Source organism: Bordetella tumbae, from assembly GCF_965139195.1.
Taxonomy (GTDB): Bacteria; Pseudomonadota; Gammaproteobacteria; order Burkholderiales; family Burkholderiaceae_B; genus Bordetella_A; species Bordetella_A tumbae.
On the sequence record NZ_CBCSJH010000013.1, the window covers coordinates 107,971 to 127,124 of the forward strand.

Here is a 19,154-nt window from a genome sequence, read left to right on the forward strand (position 1 = left end):
ATGCGATTGCATCGATGCGGCAAGCTACGAGCCCACTATCCCGCTCTGCGGCAAGGGCTGCAGTTTGCCTTCGGCCGCTTGCTGCGCCAGCAACGCAATCGTGCGAGCCACATGGCTGTCCGGTCCTTGTACCCACGTCGCGGTAAAGGCCAGATCGGGCAAGGAGTCCGCCTGAACATTCAGAATGCGCAACTCGCCATTGGCAAGCTCTTTGTCCAGAAACACAGGTGCAATGACGCTGGTACCGATGCAATCCAGCGTCATGCGCACCACCATCGACAGCGAAGCGCTGCCGTACATGCGCGGGGCTTGCACACCGGCGCGCGTCAGCATGTCACGCACCATTTGATACGGCCGACTACTCGACGGATACGTAATCAGCGGCAGCTTGCCTATGCGCTCCAGCGTCAGCGGCTCTGGCCCCAGCGCCAGACGCGGGCTGGCCACCCATGCCAAGGGATACGCGCACAGCGGCAGATTTTCGAACCGCGGCTCCAGGATCGGCCCCATCAAGAAAGCCAGGTCAATCTGGCGCGCTGTCAAATGGCTATGCAAGACCGATGTCGTATCGACCTCGATCTGCAGCACCAGCGCCGGATAGGCGGCATGCACGTGCTCGATCAGCAACGGCAACCAGGTCTGGACGATGGTCTCGGCCACCCCCAAACGCAGCGGCCCGCGCATCACGTTCTGTTCGCGCGCCGCCCGCAACATATCGCTGCGCAACTGCAACATGCGCTCAGCGTGCGATAACAGCTCTTGCCCCTTGCCAGTCAGCGTCACACCCCGCGCGTCACGTTCAAACAGCCGAACCCCCAGGTCGCCTTCCAGCGAAGCGATCCGCTGAGAAATAGCGGGTTGCGTGGTGTTGAGTTTCTCCGCCGCCGCCCGAAAACTGCCCAGCGTGGACACCCAAAAGAAAGTTTCAATGTTGCGTAGATCGATCATGGTCTGCTCATCATAGCCGCCGCATCCGTTTCCAAGGGATAGGCGTATTATGTTGCGTTTTACCGAGCCGGCCTTGCGCCGGCTTGTGTTTGCCCTGCACTAGAACCAAGGAGACTCGCATGCACCGGGCCGCCGCCGGATCCAGACCGGCAGCTTCGCCATTGCCCTCTGCGCCGCGCGCCCCGTCAGCGCGCCCCGTATTGGGCATTGTCCTGTTGATTTTGTCGGCCTGGACGCTCACGTGCCTGGATGCCAGCGGCAAATGGGTGATGGAGGCAGGTGTGCCCTTGTGGTTTCTGTGCTGGGTACGCTATATGGTGCATCTGGTGCTGGTGCTGGGACTGGTATTGCCCAAACGGGGGCTGGGAATTTTGCGCAGCACGCGCCCGCGCGAGCAGCTCATCCGCGGCGGCGCGATGCTGTGCGCGACCGCAGCTTTCTTTACCGCGCTGAGCTATATGCCGCAGGCCGAGGCCACGGCCATCAATTTTCTGGCGCCGTTGCTTGTCTTGGCGCTGGCGCCCTGGGTGCTGAAAGAACCTGCGCGCATGTCGCGTTGGGTAGCGGCCGCAGTGGCATTCTGTGGCGTGCTGATCATCATCCGCCCGGGTGGCGGTTTGCATCCCCTAGGCGTGCTCTTCGGCCTCTTGACGGCCTGCTGCTTTACCGCGCAATACATCGCCACGCGCCGTATTGCCGGTGACGACCCGTACACCTCCCTGATCTGGAGCGGCGCCGTGGGCGCGGTCTGTCTGACCCTGATGTTGCCGTTGATCCTGCCGGCTGCGCTTCCGGTATTAAGCAATCTGAGTCCCGGTAATTGGATGCTGCTGATTTCCACGGGGTTCTCGGGTGCCTTGGGCCATTTGCTGCAAATCGGCGCCTATCGCAATGCGGCGGCGTCAACGCTGGCGCCATTCGTCTACCTGCAGATCGTCAGCGCCACGACGGTGGGTTGGCTGGCCTGGGGGCACTTTCCCGATGCGCTGACGTGGCTCGGGATTGCGATCATCTGCGCCAGCGGTATCGTGACGGGGCTGATCGAATGGCGACGGGGTCAGGCCACTGCACGGCGGATACGGCAGGCTTGACAGGCCCTTTGGGCCATCAAGCGTCGACTACGCGCCCCGCCGATAGCACCAGTTGCTGGCCGCACCGCGAGGCCAGTTGCGGATCATGAGTGACCAGGATCAGCGTCGTCCCCTGCTCGCGATGCAAATCGAACATGAGGTCTATCACCGTCTCTCCCGTCGCGGCATCGAGACTGCCGGTGGGCTCGTCGGCAAATAACAGATCGGGTTGCACCACAAACGCGCGCGCCAGTGACACGCGCTGCTGTTCACCGCCGGACAATGTGCGGGGATAATGATGCAGGCGCTCGCCCAGGCCGACGCGTTGCAACATGCTCTGGGCCGCCTCTCGCGCCGGCTGGCCGGCGAGCTCGAGCGGCAGCATGACGTTTTCCAGGGCAGTCAGATTGGGCAGCAACTGGAAAGACTGGAACACAAACCCCACGTGCCGGGCACGCAACTGCGCACGGCCATCCTCATCCAGGGAGAACAGGTCTTGTCCCGCCAGACGGACCGTACCTGACGAGGGAACATCCAACCCCGCCATCAGTCCCAATAAGGTAGATTTACCGGAGCCGGAACTGCCAGTGATCGCCAAAGCGCTGCCGGCAGCCACCGTAAAATCGATATTTTGCAGGATCGACAAGGTACCACCGGCATCGGAAACCTGTTTGCCCAGCCCTGAGACTTCAATCGAGACCTTACTATCCATGCGTATGCTTTTCCGTTGTTTTGCCATAGGCGCGTTGGCCATTTCCGCGACAGCCTTCGCTCAGACTCCCAATCCTGCCGCGGGTTCCGCAACGCACACCTTACTCGTCGTCGGTGACAGCTTGTCGGCCGAGTATGGTCTGACGCGCGGATCCGGTTGGGTGGATTTGCTGGCCAAGCGAATGTCAGAACAATACCCTAACTATCAGGTCATGAATGCCAGCATCAGCGGCGACACGACCAGCGGCGGGCTAGCCCGCCTGCCAGCCCTGCTGCAACGCCATCACCCAGAGATTGTCGTGATCGAGCTGGGCTCGAATGATGCGCTGCGCGGCCTATCACTGCAAATGACCGAGCAGAACCTGCGCACCATGACACAGAGCGCGCAAAAAGCCGGCGCCCAAGTGCTATTGGTGGGCATGCAGATCCCGCCCAACTATGGCCGGGATTACACCCAGCGCTTTGCCAATGTCTTTCCGGCGGTCGCCAAATCCGAGCAAGCCCATCTGGCGCCCTTTCTCATGGAAGGCATCGCCACAGACCGCACGCAATTTCAGGCCGACGGCATTCATCCCAACGAACAAGCCCAGCCTGCCCTGCTCAAAAACGTATGGGCCGCATTGCGGCCCATACTGGAAACAAGCAAAACGGCTAAATAGCCCTAGCCTGCGGCCGATTCGGGGTCACCCGACCCCTTAATCGCATTCGCTGCCTCGGGCAGGATCTTGACCTGATACTGCTCGCGCAGCATTTTCATGATGGCAGCGGACTCTGCATCGCCCCACGCAGCACCGAGTTGGCGGCTAAAGAGCTCGGAGTCAGCCGCCTCGACCTTGCCCGCCTCGACCTTGTCCAGGCGCACCACCACGTAGTCATTGCCGTCGACCGCTCCTGCATACGCAGGCAAAGGCTGCGAGGGCAAACGCATCGCGGCCTGTAGGATAGGCGCAGTCAGCTGTTGCGGCTGCTCGCGCGTCACGGTAATGCTGGCGCCAAAGCCCTCGGGCAAGCTGGCAGCATCGGCTGACCAGGTTTTCAGGGCTTCGTCGCCCGCCTTGCGGGCAGCCTCGGCGGCGCGCTCATTGGTGAGACGATCTCGGATGGAATCGGTGACTTTGTCCAGCGGCGATACGTGCTGCGGCTGAACCTCTGCCGCGCGCACGACCAGCAAGGTGTCAGAGGACAGCTCGATCACACCAGAATTCAACTTTTCACGCAGCGTATCGTTCGAGAACAGGGATTCGCGCACGCGCGGATTGTCCAGCAAGGCGGCATCGCTGCTGGCAGATGCCGGATTCGCACCGACGGTTTTATCCGCGGGCAGCAAGCCTTGGCGGGTGATACCGCTGACGCTGCGAATCTTCAGCCCCAGCGCATCGGCGGCAGGCTGCAGGCTATCGCGCTGGTCATAGACAATCTCGGTCAGTTTGGTGGCCATCTCGGCAAATCGCGTCGCCGCGATCTGTTTGCGGATCTCGGCCGTGATCTCGTCACGGACTTCGGCCAGGGGCTTGGCGCTCGCTGGCTGAATATCTGTCACCTGGATCACGTGGAAACCCGATGGGCTCTCGACGACACCAGATACCTGGTCCTTGTTCAGGCTGAAAATGGTCTTGTTCAGGTCGCCGGTCAGCATACCGGACGCCATCCATCCCAGATCACCGCCCTTTTGGGCCGAGCCTGCATCCTGTGAGTTGGCCTTGGCCAGATCGGCAAAGCCGGCCGGGTTTGCACTAGCCTGCTGGGCCAGCGACTCGGCCTTGGCACGAGCGGCCTGGCGATCTGCATCCGAGGCGCCAGCGGCCACCTGGATCATGATGTGGCTGGCGCGGCGGCGCTCTGGCTGACCAAAACGGTTCTTGTTCTGTTCGTAATAGCTGGTGACGTCCTCGTCTTTGACTTGGATGTCTTGCGAGGCGGCCGCCTCGTCCAGCACCAGGTATTGTGCGGTGACTTGCTCGGGCACGGTCAGCTGTTGCTGATTGGCGTCGTACCAGGCCTTGATGTCCTCGGGCGACACGGAGACTTGCGTCCGGTAATCGGCGGCGGCAAAGCGGCGCAATTGCACAGTGCGTTCCTGGGTCAGGGCCGACTCCAGCGACGCCGTCACAGCGGTAGGCGCAGTAGCGGATTCCGCCACGGGTTGCAGCACGCGTCCGATCGCCAGATCGCTGCGCAGGCCTGCCTCATACATCGTAGGCGTCATTCCCTGGCCGGCCAACACCTGGCGATAGCGCTCAGGCGAGAAACGGCCGTTATCCTGAACCTGGGGAATGGAAGCGATGGTATTGCGCAGCGTGCTATCAGAGACGGAAAAACGGTTGTCCTGAGCCACCTGGGCCAACAAGCGCTGGTCGATCAATTGATTCAACAGCTGCTCACGCATGGCTGGCGTATCCACCAGAGCGGGGTCGTAACGGCTGCCCAGGCGTTGACGGAAATTCTCGAGCTGATTGCGGTGCGCGTTGTCGAACTCGCCGCGCGTAATGGGTTGCCCGGCGACCGTGGCCAACTCTGGTTCACGGCTGATGAAGCTGTCATAGCCCTGGATACCGACCAGGAAAAACGACGGCACGATCAAAATCAGCAGAATGAACTGCATCCAGCGACGGTGATTGCGTATTAGTTCGAACATGGAATCCTTGTTTGCCCTACGCGACGCCCGGCAAAAACGGGCCTCGCGCCGCAAAAAAACGCATCAAAACAGACCGCAACGCCAATCTCATGAATGGCATTATCTCGAACCACATGTTTTGGTTCGAGATGGCCCGGCACAAATAAATACGCCACGCTTGCCACGGCGCGGCGGCGCTGCCCAAAAGGGGCTCCCTAAAAGGGCCTCCCGTAAGGGAAGACTTTCCTATTAGCGGCCGATGGCACATCCCCCCACGCCACCGGCTGAACACCCCCGATGGGGCATTTTTTGCCTTGAGGCAGCTGGGGCAAAAAAGGGCGAACCGATTCGCCCTTGCCACTGCTATAACCGCACTAGGTTAGCCGCCGGAGTTTACCATTGTCAGCGGGATATCAGACAAGCGGTTTGGCAGCGTATCACCCAGGAGCGACCTCGACCGTCAGGTGGCGAATTTCGTCGATCACGGCAAGTCTGGACCGGATCTCGCTCGCGGTAATGCCGGCGGCTGCCTTGACACTGACGATGACCGCCCGGGCCTGCGGGCCGATCTGCCAGACATGCAGGTCGATAATGGTCGTGCCGGCGCAGGATTTGAGGGCATTCCGGATTTCCTGGGCGACATGGTCATCAGTGGCGTCCAGCAGGACGCTGCTGGTATCGCGCATCAACGTCCAGGCCCAGCGCGCGATGACGACCGCGCCGACAATGCCCATAACGGGGTCCAGCCATACCCAACCCAGGTAACGCCCCGCCAGCAAGGCCAGTATCGCCAATACCGAGGTCAAGGCGTCGGCCATCACATGCAAATAGGCTGATCGCAGGTTGTTATCCTGGCCGTGTGCCGCATCGCGATGCCGTTGAGTACTGTGTTCGTGGGCAACCTGTTCGTGACGGGACTGTTCTTGGCCCTGATGTTCGTGACTGTGGGAATCGTAACCGCCACCCTCTTGAGGGACATGCCGGTGGCCGCCTTGTGTACCGTGATCATGCGCGTGATGACCGGGCGAATGATGATGGTGCCCGTGGTGATGCCCTCCATGGGAATGCCCGCCCGACAACAACATCGCGCTCACGATATTGACGAGTAACCCGATGATCGCAATAACAGTGGCCTCGCCGAACGCGACCGAGGTCGGGTTGACCAATCGGAGCGCTGATTCCACGCCGATGATCAACGCCACGACGCCCAAGATCAAGGCAGAGGCAAAACCTGCCAATTCCCCGACCTTGCCCGTCCCGAAGCTGAACGCACGGTCATCGGCATGACGTTTGGCGTATCCGTAGGCGGCAGCCGCAATACCTAGTGCCCCAGCGTGAGTGGCCATGTGAAAGCCATCGGCCAGCAAGGCCATAGAGCCCGTGATATAGCCCGCGATGACCTCCCCCACCATCATGGCGAAAGTCAGAGCGACGACCCAAGTTGTCCGTCTTGCGTTGGCATCGTGGTCGCGGCCAAGAAACGAATGTCCATGCTGGTCCGCTGACAGGTTGTCGATCGTATTCATTTGGAATACCGCCGGATGGCCATGACCAAGGCCTCGACCCCCTGCTGCCGTTCGTCTTCGCTCAAATCCGGATGAGCAACGTGCTCTCGGGCATGGGCCTCCAGCAACTCATCCAACAAGCCATTCAGCGCGCCTCGGGTGGCCGCGACCAGATGCAGGATCTTGTCGCAGTCGGCTTCGGTTTCCAGAGAACGCTGGACGGCCTGGACCTGCCCCGCGATCCGTTGGACGCGCTTGAGCAGTTCATCTTTGTGAGTCGACAAATGAGACATAGGATACCTCCCTAAGGTATAAGCAGCTTAACATGAACTCTGCTAAACTCGCGGTTCTCTCTGGGGAGTAGCTTCCTTTCAGGATTGTCTGAAAGAGGCTTGCGTCAACACTCTTGGCCCGTCGGCCATGGCGCAAGCGGCCTTTGCGGCTTGGCGAGACCATAGATCCATCACATCCTGCCGGGCGTGTGATTGGTCTATGTTGTCCATGCCCGGTTGATCAGATCACAATGAACGCACTTTCCACGCTCGTGCTCGCTTTGGCGATGTCCACGGACGCTTTCGCCGCCGCTGTCAGCAAAGGCACTGCCCTACACAAACCCAGATTCCCCGAAGCCCTGCGCACGGGTGTCATCTTCGGCATCATCGAAGCAATCACGCCACTCATAGGCTGGGCACTAGGGTCTGTCGCCGCAAAGTACGTCCAGGAATGGGACCACTGGATCGCGTTCATCATGCTCTGTATTCTGGGGCTGATGATGATCCGCAATGCGTTCAAAGAAGAGGATCAGGAATCAGCCCCGGTAAGCCGTCATTCATTCTGGCTGCTGGCGGCCACGGGTTTTGCCACCAGCATTGACGCCATGGCAGTCGGCGTCAGTCTGGCCTTCATCGACAACAATATTGTCGTCACCGCCATCGCGATTGGTCTGGCAACCACGCTGATGGTCACAATAGGCGTCATGGTGGGCCGCGCTCTGGGCAGTATTGCCGGTAAACGCGCTGAAATCCTGGGCGGAATCGCGTTGATCGGCATCGGCTCCACGATTCTTTACGAGCATCTCACGGCAGCAGGACTCTGAACCGTTTCCAGGCCGCATGCATGGCCGCATAGCCGTTGCACAATTGAACCGGCCCCATAGTTGGATATCAATCCAGTCGTCGGGGTCTGTTCAAAATTCAAGCCGACCTTGCGCTTTGCGGGCGCAACACGCAGCCTGCTGCAACTGCATCAAAACTGCGTAGGTCAAGCGGCATTCAACCAACACCGCGCCGAGGTCAACGTACCCGCTCGTTGCGCGATACGGCCGTGGATCGCCGCGATTTCGTGAGCCTGACGCAGCGCCTTGAAACCAGGGCGATCCGCCATGCGGCGTTGCTTATCCTCAGGGCGCAGTGCGGTGACATCGACGTTCTGAAAGAAATCGCGATTGCCGCCGTCGGCCCATGACTCGGAATAGACGCCATGAGCCAGCACCACGTCAAATTGATCCAACTCCACGTGGTAATACGACACGCTCGTCACATGGGTTTCTTGTGTGATCGTGATGCCGTTGATCAGATCGTGCGCACGCACCAGCACGCCGTCGACGTACAGATGATGCCAAGGTGAGACGAGTAGGTCCTGTGCCGGTTGACTCTCACCTAACGCATCCTTGCGAATACGTACCGGGGCGCAGCGAGCCTTTTGTTCGGCAGTACGCAATCCAAACGCGCCATAGTGGCGCCAGCCTATCCATTTGGCCGTACGCCACCCCGTACTGCCGAGAACTTGGTTACCCGGGACAAGATCTTCAATAGCTACCGGCCCCGAGGGCGTCTCAATCAATGTGCCACGCACAAAGCACACCGGAAATACCTCCGTAGTCGAGTACGGAAATGGGGCTCCCAGCTCATAAGACTCATTCAGGTCGGTCGTGAAATAGGTTGCACCGAGACTGTTCTCGAGCTGCAAGAGGATTCCTGTACCTGTCACCCCCCCTATCGTCCCGGAACCGATATACACGCCGTCCTCATAGAGATCAACAGCGTCGCCGACGCTAAAAGCGCCGTCGTCGGAGTCTTGCGTCACGGTATAGGTGTGAGTCTCCGTCATCGGAGTTTTACCAACCACCTTATCGGTGTATTGGCTGAACTCGGTGCCGGTATAGACCGCGTACCCAAAACTGCCGGGCGTTAGGGTGAATGCAAATGACTGGCTCATACGATTCCTCAAACCGCGCGGCAAGGATGGCAATCGCCAGCGCAACCAGATACAAAAAGACAATAAAAATGCGGCCGAAGCCGCAAATTATCACATTAATTGTCCAAATGTAATATAAATCAGGCGCAACAGGCGATAACAATCCACGCCTCGGGATGTCGTCTTACCGAATAACCAGAACGCCGAACGGCCCGACCTGCCCTAGGTTTCAACCGCGTCGCGCGGCTTCAATGGTCGCGATGTCGATTTTTTGCATTGTCATCATGGCATCGAAGGCGCGCTTCGCAGCAGCAGGATCGGGATCGGTGATGGCCTCGAGCAGGACTCGGGGCGTGATTTGCCAGGACAGACCCCAACGATCCCTACACCAACCGCAGTCACTCTCTTGGCCACCATTGCCGACGACGGCATTCCATAGACGGTCGGTTTCCGCCTGGTCGTCCGTGGCGATCTGAAACGAAAACGCCTCGTTGTGCTTGAACACCGGGCCACCGTTCAGGCCGACGCACGGGATTCCAGCGACGGTGAACTGCACGGTCAAGACGTCTCCTTGCTTGCCGTCGGGATAGTCGCCCGGGGCGCGGAGAATGTCTCCCACGGAGCTATTAGGAAAAGTTTCGGCATAGAACGTCGCGGCATCCAACGCATCGCGGTCATACCACAAACAGATCGTGTTCTTGCTGATCATTGCGCGTCTCCTGAAGGGTAGGCATGGTCATCTGCCGTCCTCAAAATAACGCAGATCGCCTTCATTGCGAATCCCGTATCGTCCGCTTGGTACCAATGCTCACAAACGCAGCGCCCGCCCTTTAGCCAACAACTACCAAAAGGACGGGCATAAAAACCGGGAATCCACACCGGCCAGGCCAGCCTGTCCGACCTGGCCCGCCGCTACATAAAAGACTCGGCGCCCGGAAAATTGCGGGCNCCGAGCCTCGCTCTCATGCAGAACAATCAGTCCTTATAGACCTTGATCTGATCACTCTTTAGCACGTCCGCATTCAAGCTCTTTTCGATCCATCCCATCGACGTCTCCTCAACGCCCGGGGTAACCAGTTCAGCCGGCACGATGGTGATATCCGACAGCACTTTGAACGGATACTTGTCGCTCTTTTTGGTCACGCCAAAGAGCTGTGCCTCCAGGCTCTGTCCATCGACGCGATTGAGCGTCAGCTCACGTCCAAAGCCTTTGAACTTGATGTCATGCATTGCCGCGGCCACCTGCTCGGGCGTGGGCCATGCTCCGCCGTTATCCTTGATGGCCTTTTCGTAGCCCGCTTTCAGGCCATTCAGGGCTTGCACCATGTGATACACCGAGTAAATCGGATAGGCGCCCGTTTTGTCATGGAATTTCTTGATGAATGCCTGGTGTGCAGGATCATCCTTGGTTTCCGGGTGCAGGAAATAATGATCGCCGCGTGCCCCGATGTAGACGCCTTCGGGCAGGGAGTTGCCGAGGCGCTCCAGCGAACTCTCGGCCAACGACAGGACAAAGGTCGAGTTCTTGAACAGATTGCGCTGCGAGGCCTGGCGCACGAAATTATCCAGATCGCCGCCCCATGAGGTCGACAGAATCACGTCTGGACGCAGCGCCTGCAAACGGCTGATCTCCGTGGAAAAGTCCGCCGCGCCGAATTTCGGGAACATTTCGGCAACGACTTTCACGTCGGGTTTGAATTTCTTCAGCGCTGCCAGGAAGATGTCGCGCGAATCACGGCCCCACGCGTAATCCTGGTTGACGATGGCCAAGGTCTTGAAGTCCGGTTTCACCTTCATCAGGTACAGTACCTGGGCCACCATTTCGGTGGTGGCGTTAGCCTGGGTACGGACCACGTATTTGTATTTCTTGCCCTCCAGGGCCTTTTCCGTGCCGCAGTCCCACAACACGTTCAGGACTTTCAGGTCCTCGGCAACCGGCGCCACGATGTTGCAGTGGCCGCTGGAAATCGCCGACAGCATGACCCGCGTGCCGCCCTCGGCCAAACGGCGATACTCCGTCAGGAGCTTTTCGCCACCGCCACCCTCGTCGATATAGCTGGGCACGATTTTCACGCCGTCGATGCCGCCATTGGCGTTGATGTCCTGAATCAAGATCTCGGCGGCATCGCGGGCGGGAATCCCGAATACCGAGGCCGATCCCGACAGGTAGGTCGAGATACCGACATTCAGCTCTTTGGGTTTATCGGCAGCATGGGCAAATGCGGCAACGCCCGAGAGCAGCATGGCGCCCAGCAAAGGGGTCAACCTGGAAAGTTTCTTCATTGTGTTATCTCCTGGTCCAACGGTTCATAAGATTTATCGATTGACCTCGCAGGCCGCAGGCCCACGGGTCGGAGTGGTGTCAAGTCCGTTGATTCGCCTGAGGTTTTGGACAAGACACCCCACGATCCCCATCAGTGCATTCAGCCTGAAATCTGGCCGTTAAAACACAATCGCGTCGCGCAGGTTGCTGCCTGTGGCCAGCTCGTCAAAGCCTTCGTTGATCTGATCCAGCGTAAAGGACTTGCCCATCATTTTGTCTACCGGCAAACGGCCGCCTTTGTACAGATCGATGTAGCGTCCAATATCGATGGCAGGCACGCCCGAGCCTAGATAGCTGCCGCGGATTTCACGCTCCTCGCCCACCATCTGCGACAGTGACAGCGAAAAACTCAGTTTGGGATTCGGCAGGCCCGAGGTGATGGTCGCACCGCCTCGGCGGGTGAGTTTGTAGGCCGTTTCAAACGCGGGCACCGCACCCGCCATATCCAGCCCATAATGCACGCGGCCACCGGACAGGTCATAGAGATCATCATCGCTCTTGACCTGTTTGGGGTTCACCGTATGCGTCGCGCCCAGGTCACGCGCCAACGCCAGTTTGTCGTCGGAAAGATCCACCGCCACCACCCGGCGCGCGCCGGCCGCGACGGCAGCGAGCAAGGCGCTGAGGCCCACGCCGCCTAAACCGACAATCGCCACGTCGTCGCCTGCTTTGACGCGGGCTCGGTTCAACACCGCCCCCGCCCCGGTCAAGACCGCACAACCGAATAGTGCCGCCTCGCGATGGGATAGCTCGACGTTGACCTTGACGCATGAACGGCGTGACACGACGGCGTATTCGGCAAAACACGACACACCGGTGTGGTGATTCAGATACTCGTCACCGACATGCAAGCGCCGCGCACCGCTCAACAATGTCCCTTGCGTATTCGCAGCCGCCCCCGGCTCACACAGTGCCGGCCTGCCCTCCAGGCACGGATGGCAGCATCCGCAGCTAGGGACAAACACCATGGCGACATGATCCCCGGCCTGCAGATCCGTGACGCCGGCGCCGACCTCGACGACCTCGCCCGATGATTCATGGCCGAGCACCATAGGCAGGCCGCGTGGGCGGTCACCATTGATGACGGATAGATCTGAATGGCAAAGGCCCGCGGCACGGATACGCACCAAGACTTCGCCGAAACCCGGGGGGTCCAGTTCGACTTCGGTGATTTGCAGGGGACGGCTATCTGCATAAGGCGCGGCCAGGCCCATATTGCGTAAAACGGCGGCTTTGATTTTCATCGACAACTCCGAAAAATCCGAACGCATGGCTGCTGCGAACCCGCTGCAGCAAAGACACATCTATGTAAAACGTCAGGCACCCAGCTACACGACAGTACCTGCCAATACGAATCGCTAAACACTGGACTGCATGACTACATCCTCCGATCGCGCCACACTGGACTGCATGATTACGTCCTCCGATCGCGCCACACAGGATCGCATGACTACGCCAGTCAAAGCACGCCGCTGCGCATCAAATCGTGCGGCCACCGTCCACCGGGAACTCGACGCCAGTGATGAACTCTGCGGCATCGCTGGCCAGATAGAGCGCAGCTGCCGCCACGTCCGACGGTTGGCAGAAACGGCCCAACGGAATCGTGGCAGAAAACTTCGCGCGGTTCTCCGGCGTATCCGGCAATCCCATGAACAGCTCAAACATTCCCGTCACACCCATCACTGGGCAGATGGCGTTGACACGGATATTGTCGGGCCCCAGTTCAACCGCCATGGATTTGGACAAGACATTCACCGCGCCTTTGGAGGCGTTGTACCAACTCAGTCCAGGACGCGGACGAATCCCTGCAGTGGAGCCAATGTTCAGGATCACACCGCGCTTTTGTTGCCGCATGTGCGGGATGACAGCCTGCGACATGTGATAGATGGATTTCACATTGATCGCGAACATACGATCGAACATTTCCTCATCCACGTCCAGCATCGGCTGGTTTTTATGTGTGATGGCCGCGTTGTTCACGACGATATCCAGTCCACCGAATGCTTCCAGGGTGTGCGTGACCATCGCGTCGATATCCGCGCGGCTGGAGACATCCGTCTGCAGTGATAGCGCAACACTGCCGATCTCGCCGGCCACACGATCAGCGGCTTTTTTATTGATATCGGCGATCACGACCTGAGCGCCCTCTTTGGCGAAAAGCTTGGCGATGCCTTCGCCAAAACCACTGCCTGCGCCCGTAACGATGGCGACCTTACCTTGCAATTGACCCATCTCTCTCTCCGTCTTCTGCCTGGGGTTACTTACCGTGTTGCCAAATGGCCTTCAGTATCGAGAACACACTGTTCACTGAGGGCCACCCGTATCGTGTTGACATGCGACCGTGTGAGGAAGGCTCACCTCAATTCAGCGAGATCGCGCCGCGTTCGATGGTCCAGATCTGATCCGGGATATCGCCGAGCAGTTTGACGTTGGACTCGGTGATCACCACGCACAGATCAGGCTGCAAGTCTTTCAACCGCGCGAGCGCCTCGGTGTAGTCACGCGCGAGCTTGGGCGCCAGCCCCTGAAAGGGCTCGTCCAGCATCAAGAGGCGCGTGCCCACCATCACCGCTCGCGCCAGCGCCACCATCTTGCCCTGCCCGCCCGACAGCGCCGCACCGGACCGCGCCAACATGGGCTCCAGCTGAGGCACGACCTTGAGCACCGTGTCGATACGCTGGCGGATCGCTTCACTCGATTGTCCTTGGACCTCGCAAGGCAAACGCAGATTTTGCTCCACCGTCATGGTGGGGAAAATCACGCGGTCTTCGGGGGAATAGCCGATCTGGTGTGCCGCCCGCAGATGGCCCGGCAACGCCGAAAGCTCGATGCCGTCGAATTCGATGCGCCCGGATTTCAGGCGAGTCAGGCCCATGATGGTACGCAATAGCGTAGTCTTGCCTGCGCCGTTGCGCCCGACAATGCCGATCGTTTTTGTCGCCTCAAACCGCGCAGTCACATCACGCAGAATGCGGTTGCCAGCGAGGTCCACGTTAATGGCCGATAGATTCAACATGGCTCATACCCCCAGGACTTCGCTCTTGATTTGCGGATGGTTCAGCACGTGCTCGGGCGAACCGTCGGCAGCCACTTTGCCCGCGATCCACGCCGCCACGCGCGTGGCGTAGCGCGACACGATGTCCACGTCATGTTCCACGAACCAGCTTGTCACGCGACGCTCATCCAGCGCATGCATGACGGTCTCCATCAAACCATGCTTATCCTCCGAGGCGACACCGCTGGTAGGCTCGTCCATGATCAAGAGTTTGGGTTGCAGAGCCAACGCCATTGCCACATCCAACAGTTTGCGTTTGCCCTCCGGCAGCTCAATGCATAGCGCATCGGCGTCCGGCAACAATCCCACCAGATCCAATGTCGCGTCGACTTCGCGGCCATCTATGGTGTGCTCCAGTGCACGAAACCAGCTCAGGTCCTTGTTGCGCCGCGCGGCAGCAATTTGCACGCATTGGCGCACCGTGTGCTCCGTGAACAACTGCGGCAGTTGAAACGAGCGTCCCAGGCCGAGGCGCACGATCTTGCGCGGCGCCATGCCGGTGACGTCTTTGCCGTTGAAGTAAACCTTGCCCTTTGACGGTTTCAGATATCCGGTGCAGATGTTGATGAACGTGGTCTTGCCCGCACCGTTCTGCCCGATCACGGCGAGGCGCTCGCCCTCGTGCAGCTCAAAATCAATATTGTCTGCAGCCACCACGCCGCCAAAGGCGAGCGTGAGGCCGGTCGTCTTCACTAACGGTTCCATGCTCAGTTCCTTGCCGGTTTGGGGGTGGCGATGCGCTTCATGATCTGGCCGACAAAGCCGGTCGGAAAAATAAAGATCACCAGAATCAACGTCAGCCCCAACAGGAACTGCCACAGGCCGGGGAAATAGGCTGCCGAGGCCAGCTTGACGAATTCGAATGCGGCGGCCCCCAGGAAAGCGCCAGCAGCGTGGCCCGCACCACCCAGGATGGTGATAAAGACAAACTCTCCAGACCGCAGCCACGAACCCAACTCAGGCGTGACCAGCCCCTGCATCAAGGCGAGCAACGCGCCCGATACGCCAACTACCACAGCCGACAACAGATACCCTTTCCACATGATCAGATATGCGGAAAATCCCAGGTACTCGATGCGAGTCTCATTCGTCTTGATGGCCGACAATGCCTGTCCGCTGCCCGACCGGAAATAACGCTGTACCCACCACGCCAGCAGCAGCGACAACACCAAGGTCAGCACCAGCAGACCGCGCTCGAAAGCCGCGCGTTCCATGACCAGGCCGAACAAGGTGGGACGCACAATACGCAGCCCATCCGAACCGCCCGTCAGGTGATAGAGCTTGCCCAGCAGCGCAAACAGCACCATGCTGAGCGCGAGGTTCAACATCCCGAAGAAAATCCCCCTGTAACGCACGACAAACGAGCCGACGACCAACGCGGCAGCAAAACTCGCGACCACGCCTGCCAGGATCAACAGCAACGCATCTGCACCAGGCATGGCCCGTGCCAGAAACGCGACCGTGTACGCAGAGATGCAGGCATACATGGCATGACCGAACGACACTTGGCCAGCCCGCGCCATGATCGAGACCCCCAGGGCCGCGATCGCGTACGTCAACCCGATCACAATCGGTGTGATGGTCCAGGAAAAGCTATAGCCCACGATGAGCGTGATGATCGCGGCCAATACGCTGAGGATAGGAACGTTCATCAGATCCTCCTCGCTTGAGCCACGGTGAACAAGCCATGTGGCCGGATGATGAGCACCAGCACCATGATGATGTACGGAACTGCGACCTCCAGTTCAGGCGCGGTGTAGACCGTCATGGCGCGGATGATGCCAATCAGCAGCGAAGCGATCAGCGCACCCGTGATTTGCCCCAGGCCCGCTGTCGCCACCACGGCAAAGGACAACACCGTCATATCCGTCCCGGCGCCTGGCACGAGCGAGGTCGTGGGGGCCGCCAGCGCACCGCCCAATGCCCCCAGAATCGTCGCGATCACAAAAGTCACCAGGCCGATTTTCTTTGCATTGATGCCCAGTGACGTGGCGACCTCACGATGGTGAGTCATGGCCACGGTCTGCTTGCCGAGCTTGGTGTGCTTCAGGAAAAACTCCAGGAATACATAAGCCAGCACAGCGGTCACCGGCACGATGATCAACTGATACGTGGTGTAGGTAATCTCGCCCAGCTCGATATTGCCCAGCCGGTTTACCACCTCGCTGGCGCTATAGGGCTGCGCGCCCCAGATCATGCGCTGGATGTCCTCCAGCATCAGAAACGCGCCAAAGGTCAGCAACAATTTGAGAATGGGATCGTAGTTCTGCGCACGGCGAATCAGCAGAAACTCCATCACGCCGCCCAACACCAGCCCCACGACAATCGCGGCCGCGAACAGGGCCGCAAACAACAAAATGGGGGATTCGCTATGTGGCGCGAGCGCCATGACAAACGTGGCAGCGGCATAGCCGCCATAAGCATAAAACGCGCCGTGGGCAACGTTCAGTATTCCCATGACGCCAAACACCAGCGTCAGGCCCATCGAGACCAAAAATAGCAGGCTGGCATAAGCCACACCGTCTACCAAGGCCAAAGGCAGTAGATCCCAGGTCAAACCTTGTCTCCTTCTTTTATGGAATATCGCTGGAACGTGGGACCTTGTCCTGCAGGTAATCAAGGTCGTGCACGCACAGCGATAGGGGGTTACCCGGATGTGTGTCACACCCTTCTCTGTTGTGGTGACAAAGTATAGGTATGCCCCTCGCTCAGGACCTATTAAATTTTCTGGAAACCCAGCTTAATGAACCTTGAAGGGTTATTCTTGCAACCTCGACCGTTATTCGGTCTTGTTTCCACTATCTCACCATCATGTCTATGTCCGCTTCCTGGCCATATCCCACCCATATTGCCCATCGCGGCGGCGGCCGCCTGGCCCCCGAAAACACATTGGCTGCGATGCGCGTAGGCGCTGAGCATGGTTTTCGCATGGTCGAATTCGACGTCAAACTCAGTCGAGATGACATCGCTTTTCTGTTGCACGACGATGACCTGGACCGTACGACAGATGGCCGTGGCCCTGCGGGTGCTCTCCCCTACACCGAGCTCGTGTTATTGGACGCGGGCGGCTGGCATTCACCGGCCTACGCCGGCGAACCTGTAGCCAGTTTTCAGGCCGTGGCCCGCTACGCGATCGCCAACCACATTGCCTGCAACGTCGAAATCAAACCCAGTCCTGGCCGCGAAGCCGAAACCGGCACCGCAGTAGCGTTAGCAGCACGCGCACTTTGGCAGGGCGCCACCGTCGCGCCCTTACTGTCCTCATTTTCCGAAGCCTCGCTGGCCTCGGCCCAGACCGCCGCACCGGAATTGCCCAGGGCCCTGCTGGTCGAACAGGTGCCCGCCGATTGGCGCGAACGTTTGGCCAAGTATGATTGCGTCGCCCTCAACATCAACCAGCGCGACGCCACGCCCGAACTGATCGCAGACGTACACGCAGCGGGCTACCGCATCGCCGCCTGGACCGTCAACGACCCGGCGCGCGCGCAACTGCTGCTATCCTGGGGCATGGATGCCATTTTCACCGACGAGCTGGCCAGTATTCCCCCTATTGCCTGACGACAGGAAATTATTTTGTTTAGTTATCGACACGCTTTCCATGCCGGCAATCATGCCGACGTGTTAAAGCACGCGCTGCTGGTTCAAATGCTGGATTATCTGAACCGCAAGGACAATCCCTATTGGGTCATCGACACCCACGCCGGCGCAGGTTTGTATGCGCTCGATGGCGAATGGGCAAATAAGAACGCGGAGTTTGCCGACGGCATCGGCCGCCTGTGGGACCTGAAGGACCTGCCGCCCCTGTTGGCCGAGTACGTCGCCCAGGTCCGGCGCTATAACCCCAATGGCCGCTTGCGTCACTACCCAGGCTCGCCCTGGCTGACATTAGACGCATTGCGTGACCGCGACCGGCTGCGTTTATTTGAAATGCATCCGACCGAATCTGGCATCTTGGCCAGCAACCTGGAAAAGCTCGACCGCGTAGCGCTGCGTCAAACCACGATTTTCGCGGCAGACGGCTTTGAAGGCATGAAATCGCTGCTGCCCCCGCCCACGCGGCGCGGAATGGTGCTGATCGATCCCTCGTACGAGGACAAGCAGGACTACAAACGCACCCTGAACGCCGTCAAAGAAGGCCTCAAGCGCTTTGCCACCGGCACCTACGCCGTATGGTATCCGCTGGTTCAACGACGCGAGGCCACCGAAATGCCCCGCCATCTCGAGAACCTGCCGATCAAGAACTGGCTGCACGTATCGTTGACGGTAAAACGACCCGCAGCCGATGGGTTCGGCCTGCATGGCAGCGGCATGTTCATCGTGAATCCGCCCTGGACTTTGCATGCCGCGTTGAAAGACACGATGCCAGTCCTGACAAAATTGCTGGCCCAAGACGACCGCGCCACCTACAGTCTGCAGCATCGCACAGACTGATAACCCGCTGGCAATCTAGTGCCGGCCTATGAGAAATCGTTGCTCGAGAGATCTCCTGTTTGCCACCAACGCCAAAGCCCTCGCATGCAGATCACGAACGCTATTCATGGCCGCGCCCGTAGGCGGCCATGAATAGCCGCCCTGCAAGATCTTCGTCCTTGCAGAAATCATCGCCTACGAAGCCTACGTAGACCGCTCGTGCCAGCGACGAGGGAATCAGAGATTTTGCGAGTCGAAGCGGGGCAGTGACCGTGTTGGCGCGCCTCGGAGTCGAGCGAGGGAAACCGAAGGAGCGTAGCGA

20 protein-coding genes and 1 riboswitch are annotated in these 19,154 nt (G+C 59.4%); of the genes, 5 read left to right on the top strand and 15 right to left on the bottom strand.

From position 1 onward, the window contains the following. Positions 1 to 24 precede the first annotated feature (24 nt). Positions 25 to 948: a LysR family transcriptional regulator gene (locus ACNA0J_RS15580; RefSeq protein ID WP_415819787.1), complete on the bottom strand. Its 924-nt coding sequence runs from the start codon at positions 946 to 948 to the stop codon at positions 25 to 27. Positions 949 to 1,067: 119 nt separating this feature from the next. Here ACNA0J_RS15580 and ACNA0J_RS15585 point away from each other — a divergent pair, with 119 nt between their 5' ends. Next, a complete protein-coding gene (locus tag ACNA0J_RS15585; RefSeq protein WP_415819788.1) occupies positions 1,068 to 2,039 on the top strand; it encodes a DMT family transporter in 972 nt (323 codons plus the stop codon). A 16-nt stretch (positions 2,040 to 2,055) separates the two neighbouring features. Here ACNA0J_RS15585 and ACNA0J_RS15590 read toward each other — a convergent pair whose 3' ends face one another. After that, positions 2,056 to 2,730 (bottom strand): ABC transporter ATP-binding protein, encoded by a 675-nt coding sequence (locus ACNA0J_RS15590; protein ID WP_415819789.1) that lies wholly within the window; start codon positions 2,728 to 2,730, stop codon positions 2,056 to 2,058. Here ACNA0J_RS15590 and ACNA0J_RS15595 point away from each other — a divergent pair. Next, positions 2,729 to 3,388, top strand: a complete 660-nt coding sequence (locus ACNA0J_RS15595; RefSeq protein WP_415819790.1) for an arylesterase — start codon at positions 2,729 to 2,731, stop codon at positions 3,386 to 3,388. The genes ACNA0J_RS15590 and ACNA0J_RS15595 overlap by 2 nt on opposite strands. 2 nt (positions 3,389 to 3,390) lie before the next feature. Here ACNA0J_RS15595 and ACNA0J_RS15600 read toward each other — a convergent pair whose 3' ends face one another. The 3 genes from ACNA0J_RS15600 to ACNA0J_RS15610 all read right to left on the bottom strand — a co-directional run bounded on the left by ACNA0J_RS15600 (position 3,391) and on the right by ACNA0J_RS15610 (position 7,141). After that, the gene (locus ACNA0J_RS15600; RefSeq protein WP_415819791.1) at positions 3,391 to 5,364 is read right to left on the bottom strand and encodes a SurA N-terminal domain-containing protein; all 1,974 of its coding nucleotides are present in this window, start codon (positions 5,362 to 5,364) and stop codon (positions 3,391 to 3,393) included. A 416-nt stretch (positions 5,365 to 5,780) separates the two neighbouring features. Next, positions 5,781 to 6,869, bottom strand: coding sequence for a CDF family Co(II)/Ni(II) efflux transporter DmeF (gene dmeF, locus ACNA0J_RS15605; protein WP_415819792.1), 1,089 nt, complete (start codon positions 6,867 to 6,869; stop codon positions 5,781 to 5,783). Beyond that, positions 6,866 to 7,141: a metal/formaldehyde-sensitive transcriptional repressor gene (locus ACNA0J_RS15610; RefSeq protein ID WP_415819793.1), complete on the bottom strand. Its 276-nt coding sequence runs from the start codon at positions 7,139 to 7,141 to the stop codon at positions 6,866 to 6,868. The genes dmeF and ACNA0J_RS15610 overlap by 4 nt, the downstream gene beginning before the upstream one ends. 47 nt (positions 7,142 to 7,188) lie before the next feature. Continuing rightward, positions 7,189 to 7,362: riboswitch (yybP-ykoY riboswitch) on the top strand. A gap of 9 nt (positions 7,363 to 7,371) precedes the next feature. Here ACNA0J_RS15610 and mntP point away from each other — a divergent pair. After that, positions 7,372 to 7,944, top strand: a complete 573-nt coding sequence (mntP, locus tag ACNA0J_RS15615; RefSeq protein WP_415819794.1) for a manganese efflux pump MntP — start codon at positions 7,372 to 7,374, stop codon at positions 7,942 to 7,944. 164 nt (positions 7,945 to 8,108) lie between these two features. On the opposite strand, the gene ACNA0J_RS15620 is transcribed toward mntP, so the two are convergent. From ACNA0J_RS15620 to ACNA0J_RS15660, 9 genes are all read right to left on the bottom strand, one after another. Further along, on the bottom strand, positions 8,109 to 9,065 hold the full coding sequence (locus tag ACNA0J_RS15620) for a Hint domain-containing protein (protein WP_415819795.1): 957 nt from the start codon (positions 9,063 to 9,065) through the stop codon (positions 8,109 to 8,111). Between the two features lie 208 nt (positions 9,066 to 9,273). Then, a complete protein-coding gene (locus ACNA0J_RS15625) occupies positions 9,274 to 9,753 on the bottom strand; it encodes a VOC family protein (protein ID WP_415819796.1) in 480 nt (159 codons plus the stop codon). A 266-nt stretch (positions 9,754 to 10,019) separates the two neighbouring features. Then, positions 10,020 to 11,327 (bottom strand): ABC transporter substrate-binding protein, encoded by a 1,308-nt coding sequence (locus ACNA0J_RS15630; protein ID WP_415819797.1) that lies wholly within the window; start codon positions 11,325 to 11,327, stop codon positions 10,020 to 10,022. 159 nt (positions 11,328 to 11,486) lie between these two features. Beyond that, positions 11,487 to 12,611 carry a zinc-dependent alcohol dehydrogenase family protein gene (locus tag ACNA0J_RS15635; RefSeq protein ID WP_415819798.1) on the bottom strand — a complete coding sequence of 375 codons (1,125 nt, stop codon included), beginning with the start codon at positions 12,609 to 12,611 and terminating at the stop codon, positions 11,487 to 11,489. A 235-nt stretch (positions 12,612 to 12,846) separates the two neighbouring features. Next, the gene (locus ACNA0J_RS15640) at positions 12,847 to 13,599 is read right to left on the bottom strand and encodes an SDR family oxidoreductase (RefSeq protein ID WP_415819799.1); all 753 of its coding nucleotides are present in this window, start codon (positions 13,597 to 13,599) and stop codon (positions 12,847 to 12,849) included. 127 nt (positions 13,600 to 13,726) lie between these two features. Further along, the gene (locus ACNA0J_RS15645; protein ID WP_415819800.1) at positions 13,727 to 14,383 is read right to left on the bottom strand and encodes an ABC transporter ATP-binding protein; all 657 of its coding nucleotides are present in this window, start codon (positions 14,381 to 14,383) and stop codon (positions 13,727 to 13,729) included. 3 nt (positions 14,384 to 14,386) lie between these two features. After that, entirely contained in the window at positions 14,387 to 15,127 is a 741-nt protein-coding gene (locus ACNA0J_RS15650; RefSeq protein WP_415819801.1) for an ABC transporter ATP-binding protein, read from the bottom strand. A gap of 2 nt (positions 15,128 to 15,129) precedes the next feature. Next, positions 15,130 to 16,074 (bottom strand): branched-chain amino acid ABC transporter permease, encoded by a 945-nt coding sequence (locus ACNA0J_RS15655; RefSeq protein WP_415819802.1) that lies wholly within the window; start codon positions 16,072 to 16,074, stop codon positions 15,130 to 15,132. Continuing rightward, entirely contained in the window at positions 16,074 to 16,979 is a 906-nt protein-coding gene (locus ACNA0J_RS15660) for a branched-chain amino acid ABC transporter permease (RefSeq protein ID WP_415819803.1), read from the bottom strand. The genes ACNA0J_RS15655 and ACNA0J_RS15660 overlap by 1 nt, the downstream gene beginning before the upstream one ends. Before the next feature lie 254 nt (positions 16,980 to 17,233). On the opposite strand from ACNA0J_RS15660, the gene ugpQ reads away from it, so the two are divergent. Both ugpQ and ACNA0J_RS15670 read left to right on the top strand, forming a co-directional pair. After that, positions 17,234 to 17,980 (top strand): glycerophosphodiester phosphodiesterase, encoded by a 747-nt coding sequence (gene ugpQ / locus ACNA0J_RS15665; protein ID WP_415819804.1) that lies wholly within the window; start codon positions 17,234 to 17,236, stop codon positions 17,978 to 17,980. A 15-nt stretch (positions 17,981 to 17,995) separates the two neighbouring features. Next, entirely contained in the window at positions 17,996 to 18,853 is an 858-nt protein-coding gene (locus tag ACNA0J_RS15670; protein ID WP_415819805.1) for a 23S rRNA (adenine(2030)-N(6))-methyltransferase RlmJ, read from the top strand. A gap of 100 nt (positions 18,854 to 18,953) precedes the next feature. Here the strand turns inward: ACNA0J_RS15670 and ACNA0J_RS15675 are convergent. After that, positions 18,954 to 19,154 (bottom strand): hypothetical protein (locus ACNA0J_RS15675; RefSeq protein WP_415819806.1); only part of this gene is annotated, 201 nt, incomplete at its 5' end.

Bases quoted from the DNA above. Each gene is read 5' to 3' on its own strand.
- ACNA0J_RS15620 (WP_415819795.1), bottom strand. From the start codon at position 9,065: ATGAGCCAGTCATTTGCATTCACCCTAACGCCCGGCAGTTTTGGGTAC.
- ACNA0J_RS15590 (WP_415819789.1), bottom strand. From the start codon at position 2,730: ATGGATAGTAAGGTCTCGATTGAAGTCTCAGGGCTGGGCAAACAGGTT.
- ACNA0J_RS15645 (WP_415819800.1), bottom strand. From the start codon at position 14,383: ATGTTGAATCTATCGGCCATTAACGTGGACCTCGCTGGCAACCGCATT.
- ACNA0J_RS15610 (WP_415819793.1), bottom strand. From the start codon at position 7,141: ATGTCTCATTTGTCGACTCACAAAGATGAACTGCTCAAGCGCGTCCAA.
- ACNA0J_RS15585 (WP_415819788.1), top strand. From the start codon at position 1,068: ATGCACCGGGCCGCCGCCGGATCCAGACCGGCAGCTTCGCCATTGCCC.
- ACNA0J_RS15595 (WP_415819790.1), top strand. From the start codon at position 2,729: ATGCGTATGCTTTTCCGTTGTTTTGCCATAGGCGCGTTGGCCATTTCC.
- ACNA0J_RS15625 (WP_415819796.1), bottom strand. From the start codon at position 9,753: ATGATCAGCAAGAACACGATCTGTTTGTGGTATGACCGCGATGCGTTG.
- ACNA0J_RS15635 (WP_415819798.1), bottom strand. From the start codon at position 12,611: ATGAAAATCAAAGCCGCCGTTTTACGCAATATGGGCCTGGCCGCGCCT.
- dmeF (WP_415819792.1), bottom strand. From the start codon at position 6,869: ATGAATACGATCGACAACCTGTCAGCGGACCAGCATGGACATTCGTTT.
- ACNA0J_RS15600 (WP_415819791.1), bottom strand. From the start codon at position 5,364: ATGTTCGAACTAATACGCAATCACCGTCGCTGGATGCAGTTCATTCTG.
- mntP (WP_415819794.1), top strand. From the start codon at position 7,372: ATGAACGCACTTTCCACGCTCGTGCTCGCTTTGGCGATGTCCACGGAC.
- ACNA0J_RS15650 (WP_415819801.1), bottom strand. From the start codon at position 15,127: ATGGAACCGTTAGTGAAGACGACCGGCCTCACGCTCGCCTTTGGCGGC.
- ACNA0J_RS15630 (WP_415819797.1), bottom strand. From the start codon at position 11,327: ATGAAGAAACTTTCCAGGTTGACCCCTTTGCTGGGCGCCATGCTGCTC.
- ugpQ (WP_415819804.1), top strand. From the start codon at position 17,234: ATGTCTATGTCCGCTTCCTGGCCATATCCCACCCATATTGCCCATCGC.
- ACNA0J_RS15580 (WP_415819787.1), bottom strand. From the start codon at position 948: ATGATCGATCTACGCAACATTGAAACTTTCTTTTGGGTGTCCACGCTG.
- ACNA0J_RS15655 (WP_415819802.1), bottom strand. From the start codon at position 16,074: ATGAACGTTCCTATCCTCAGCGTATTGGCCGCGATCATCACGCTCATC.
- ACNA0J_RS15640 (WP_415819799.1), bottom strand. From the start codon at position 13,599: ATGGGTCAATTGCAAGGTAAGGTCGCCATCGTTACGGGCGCAGGCAGT.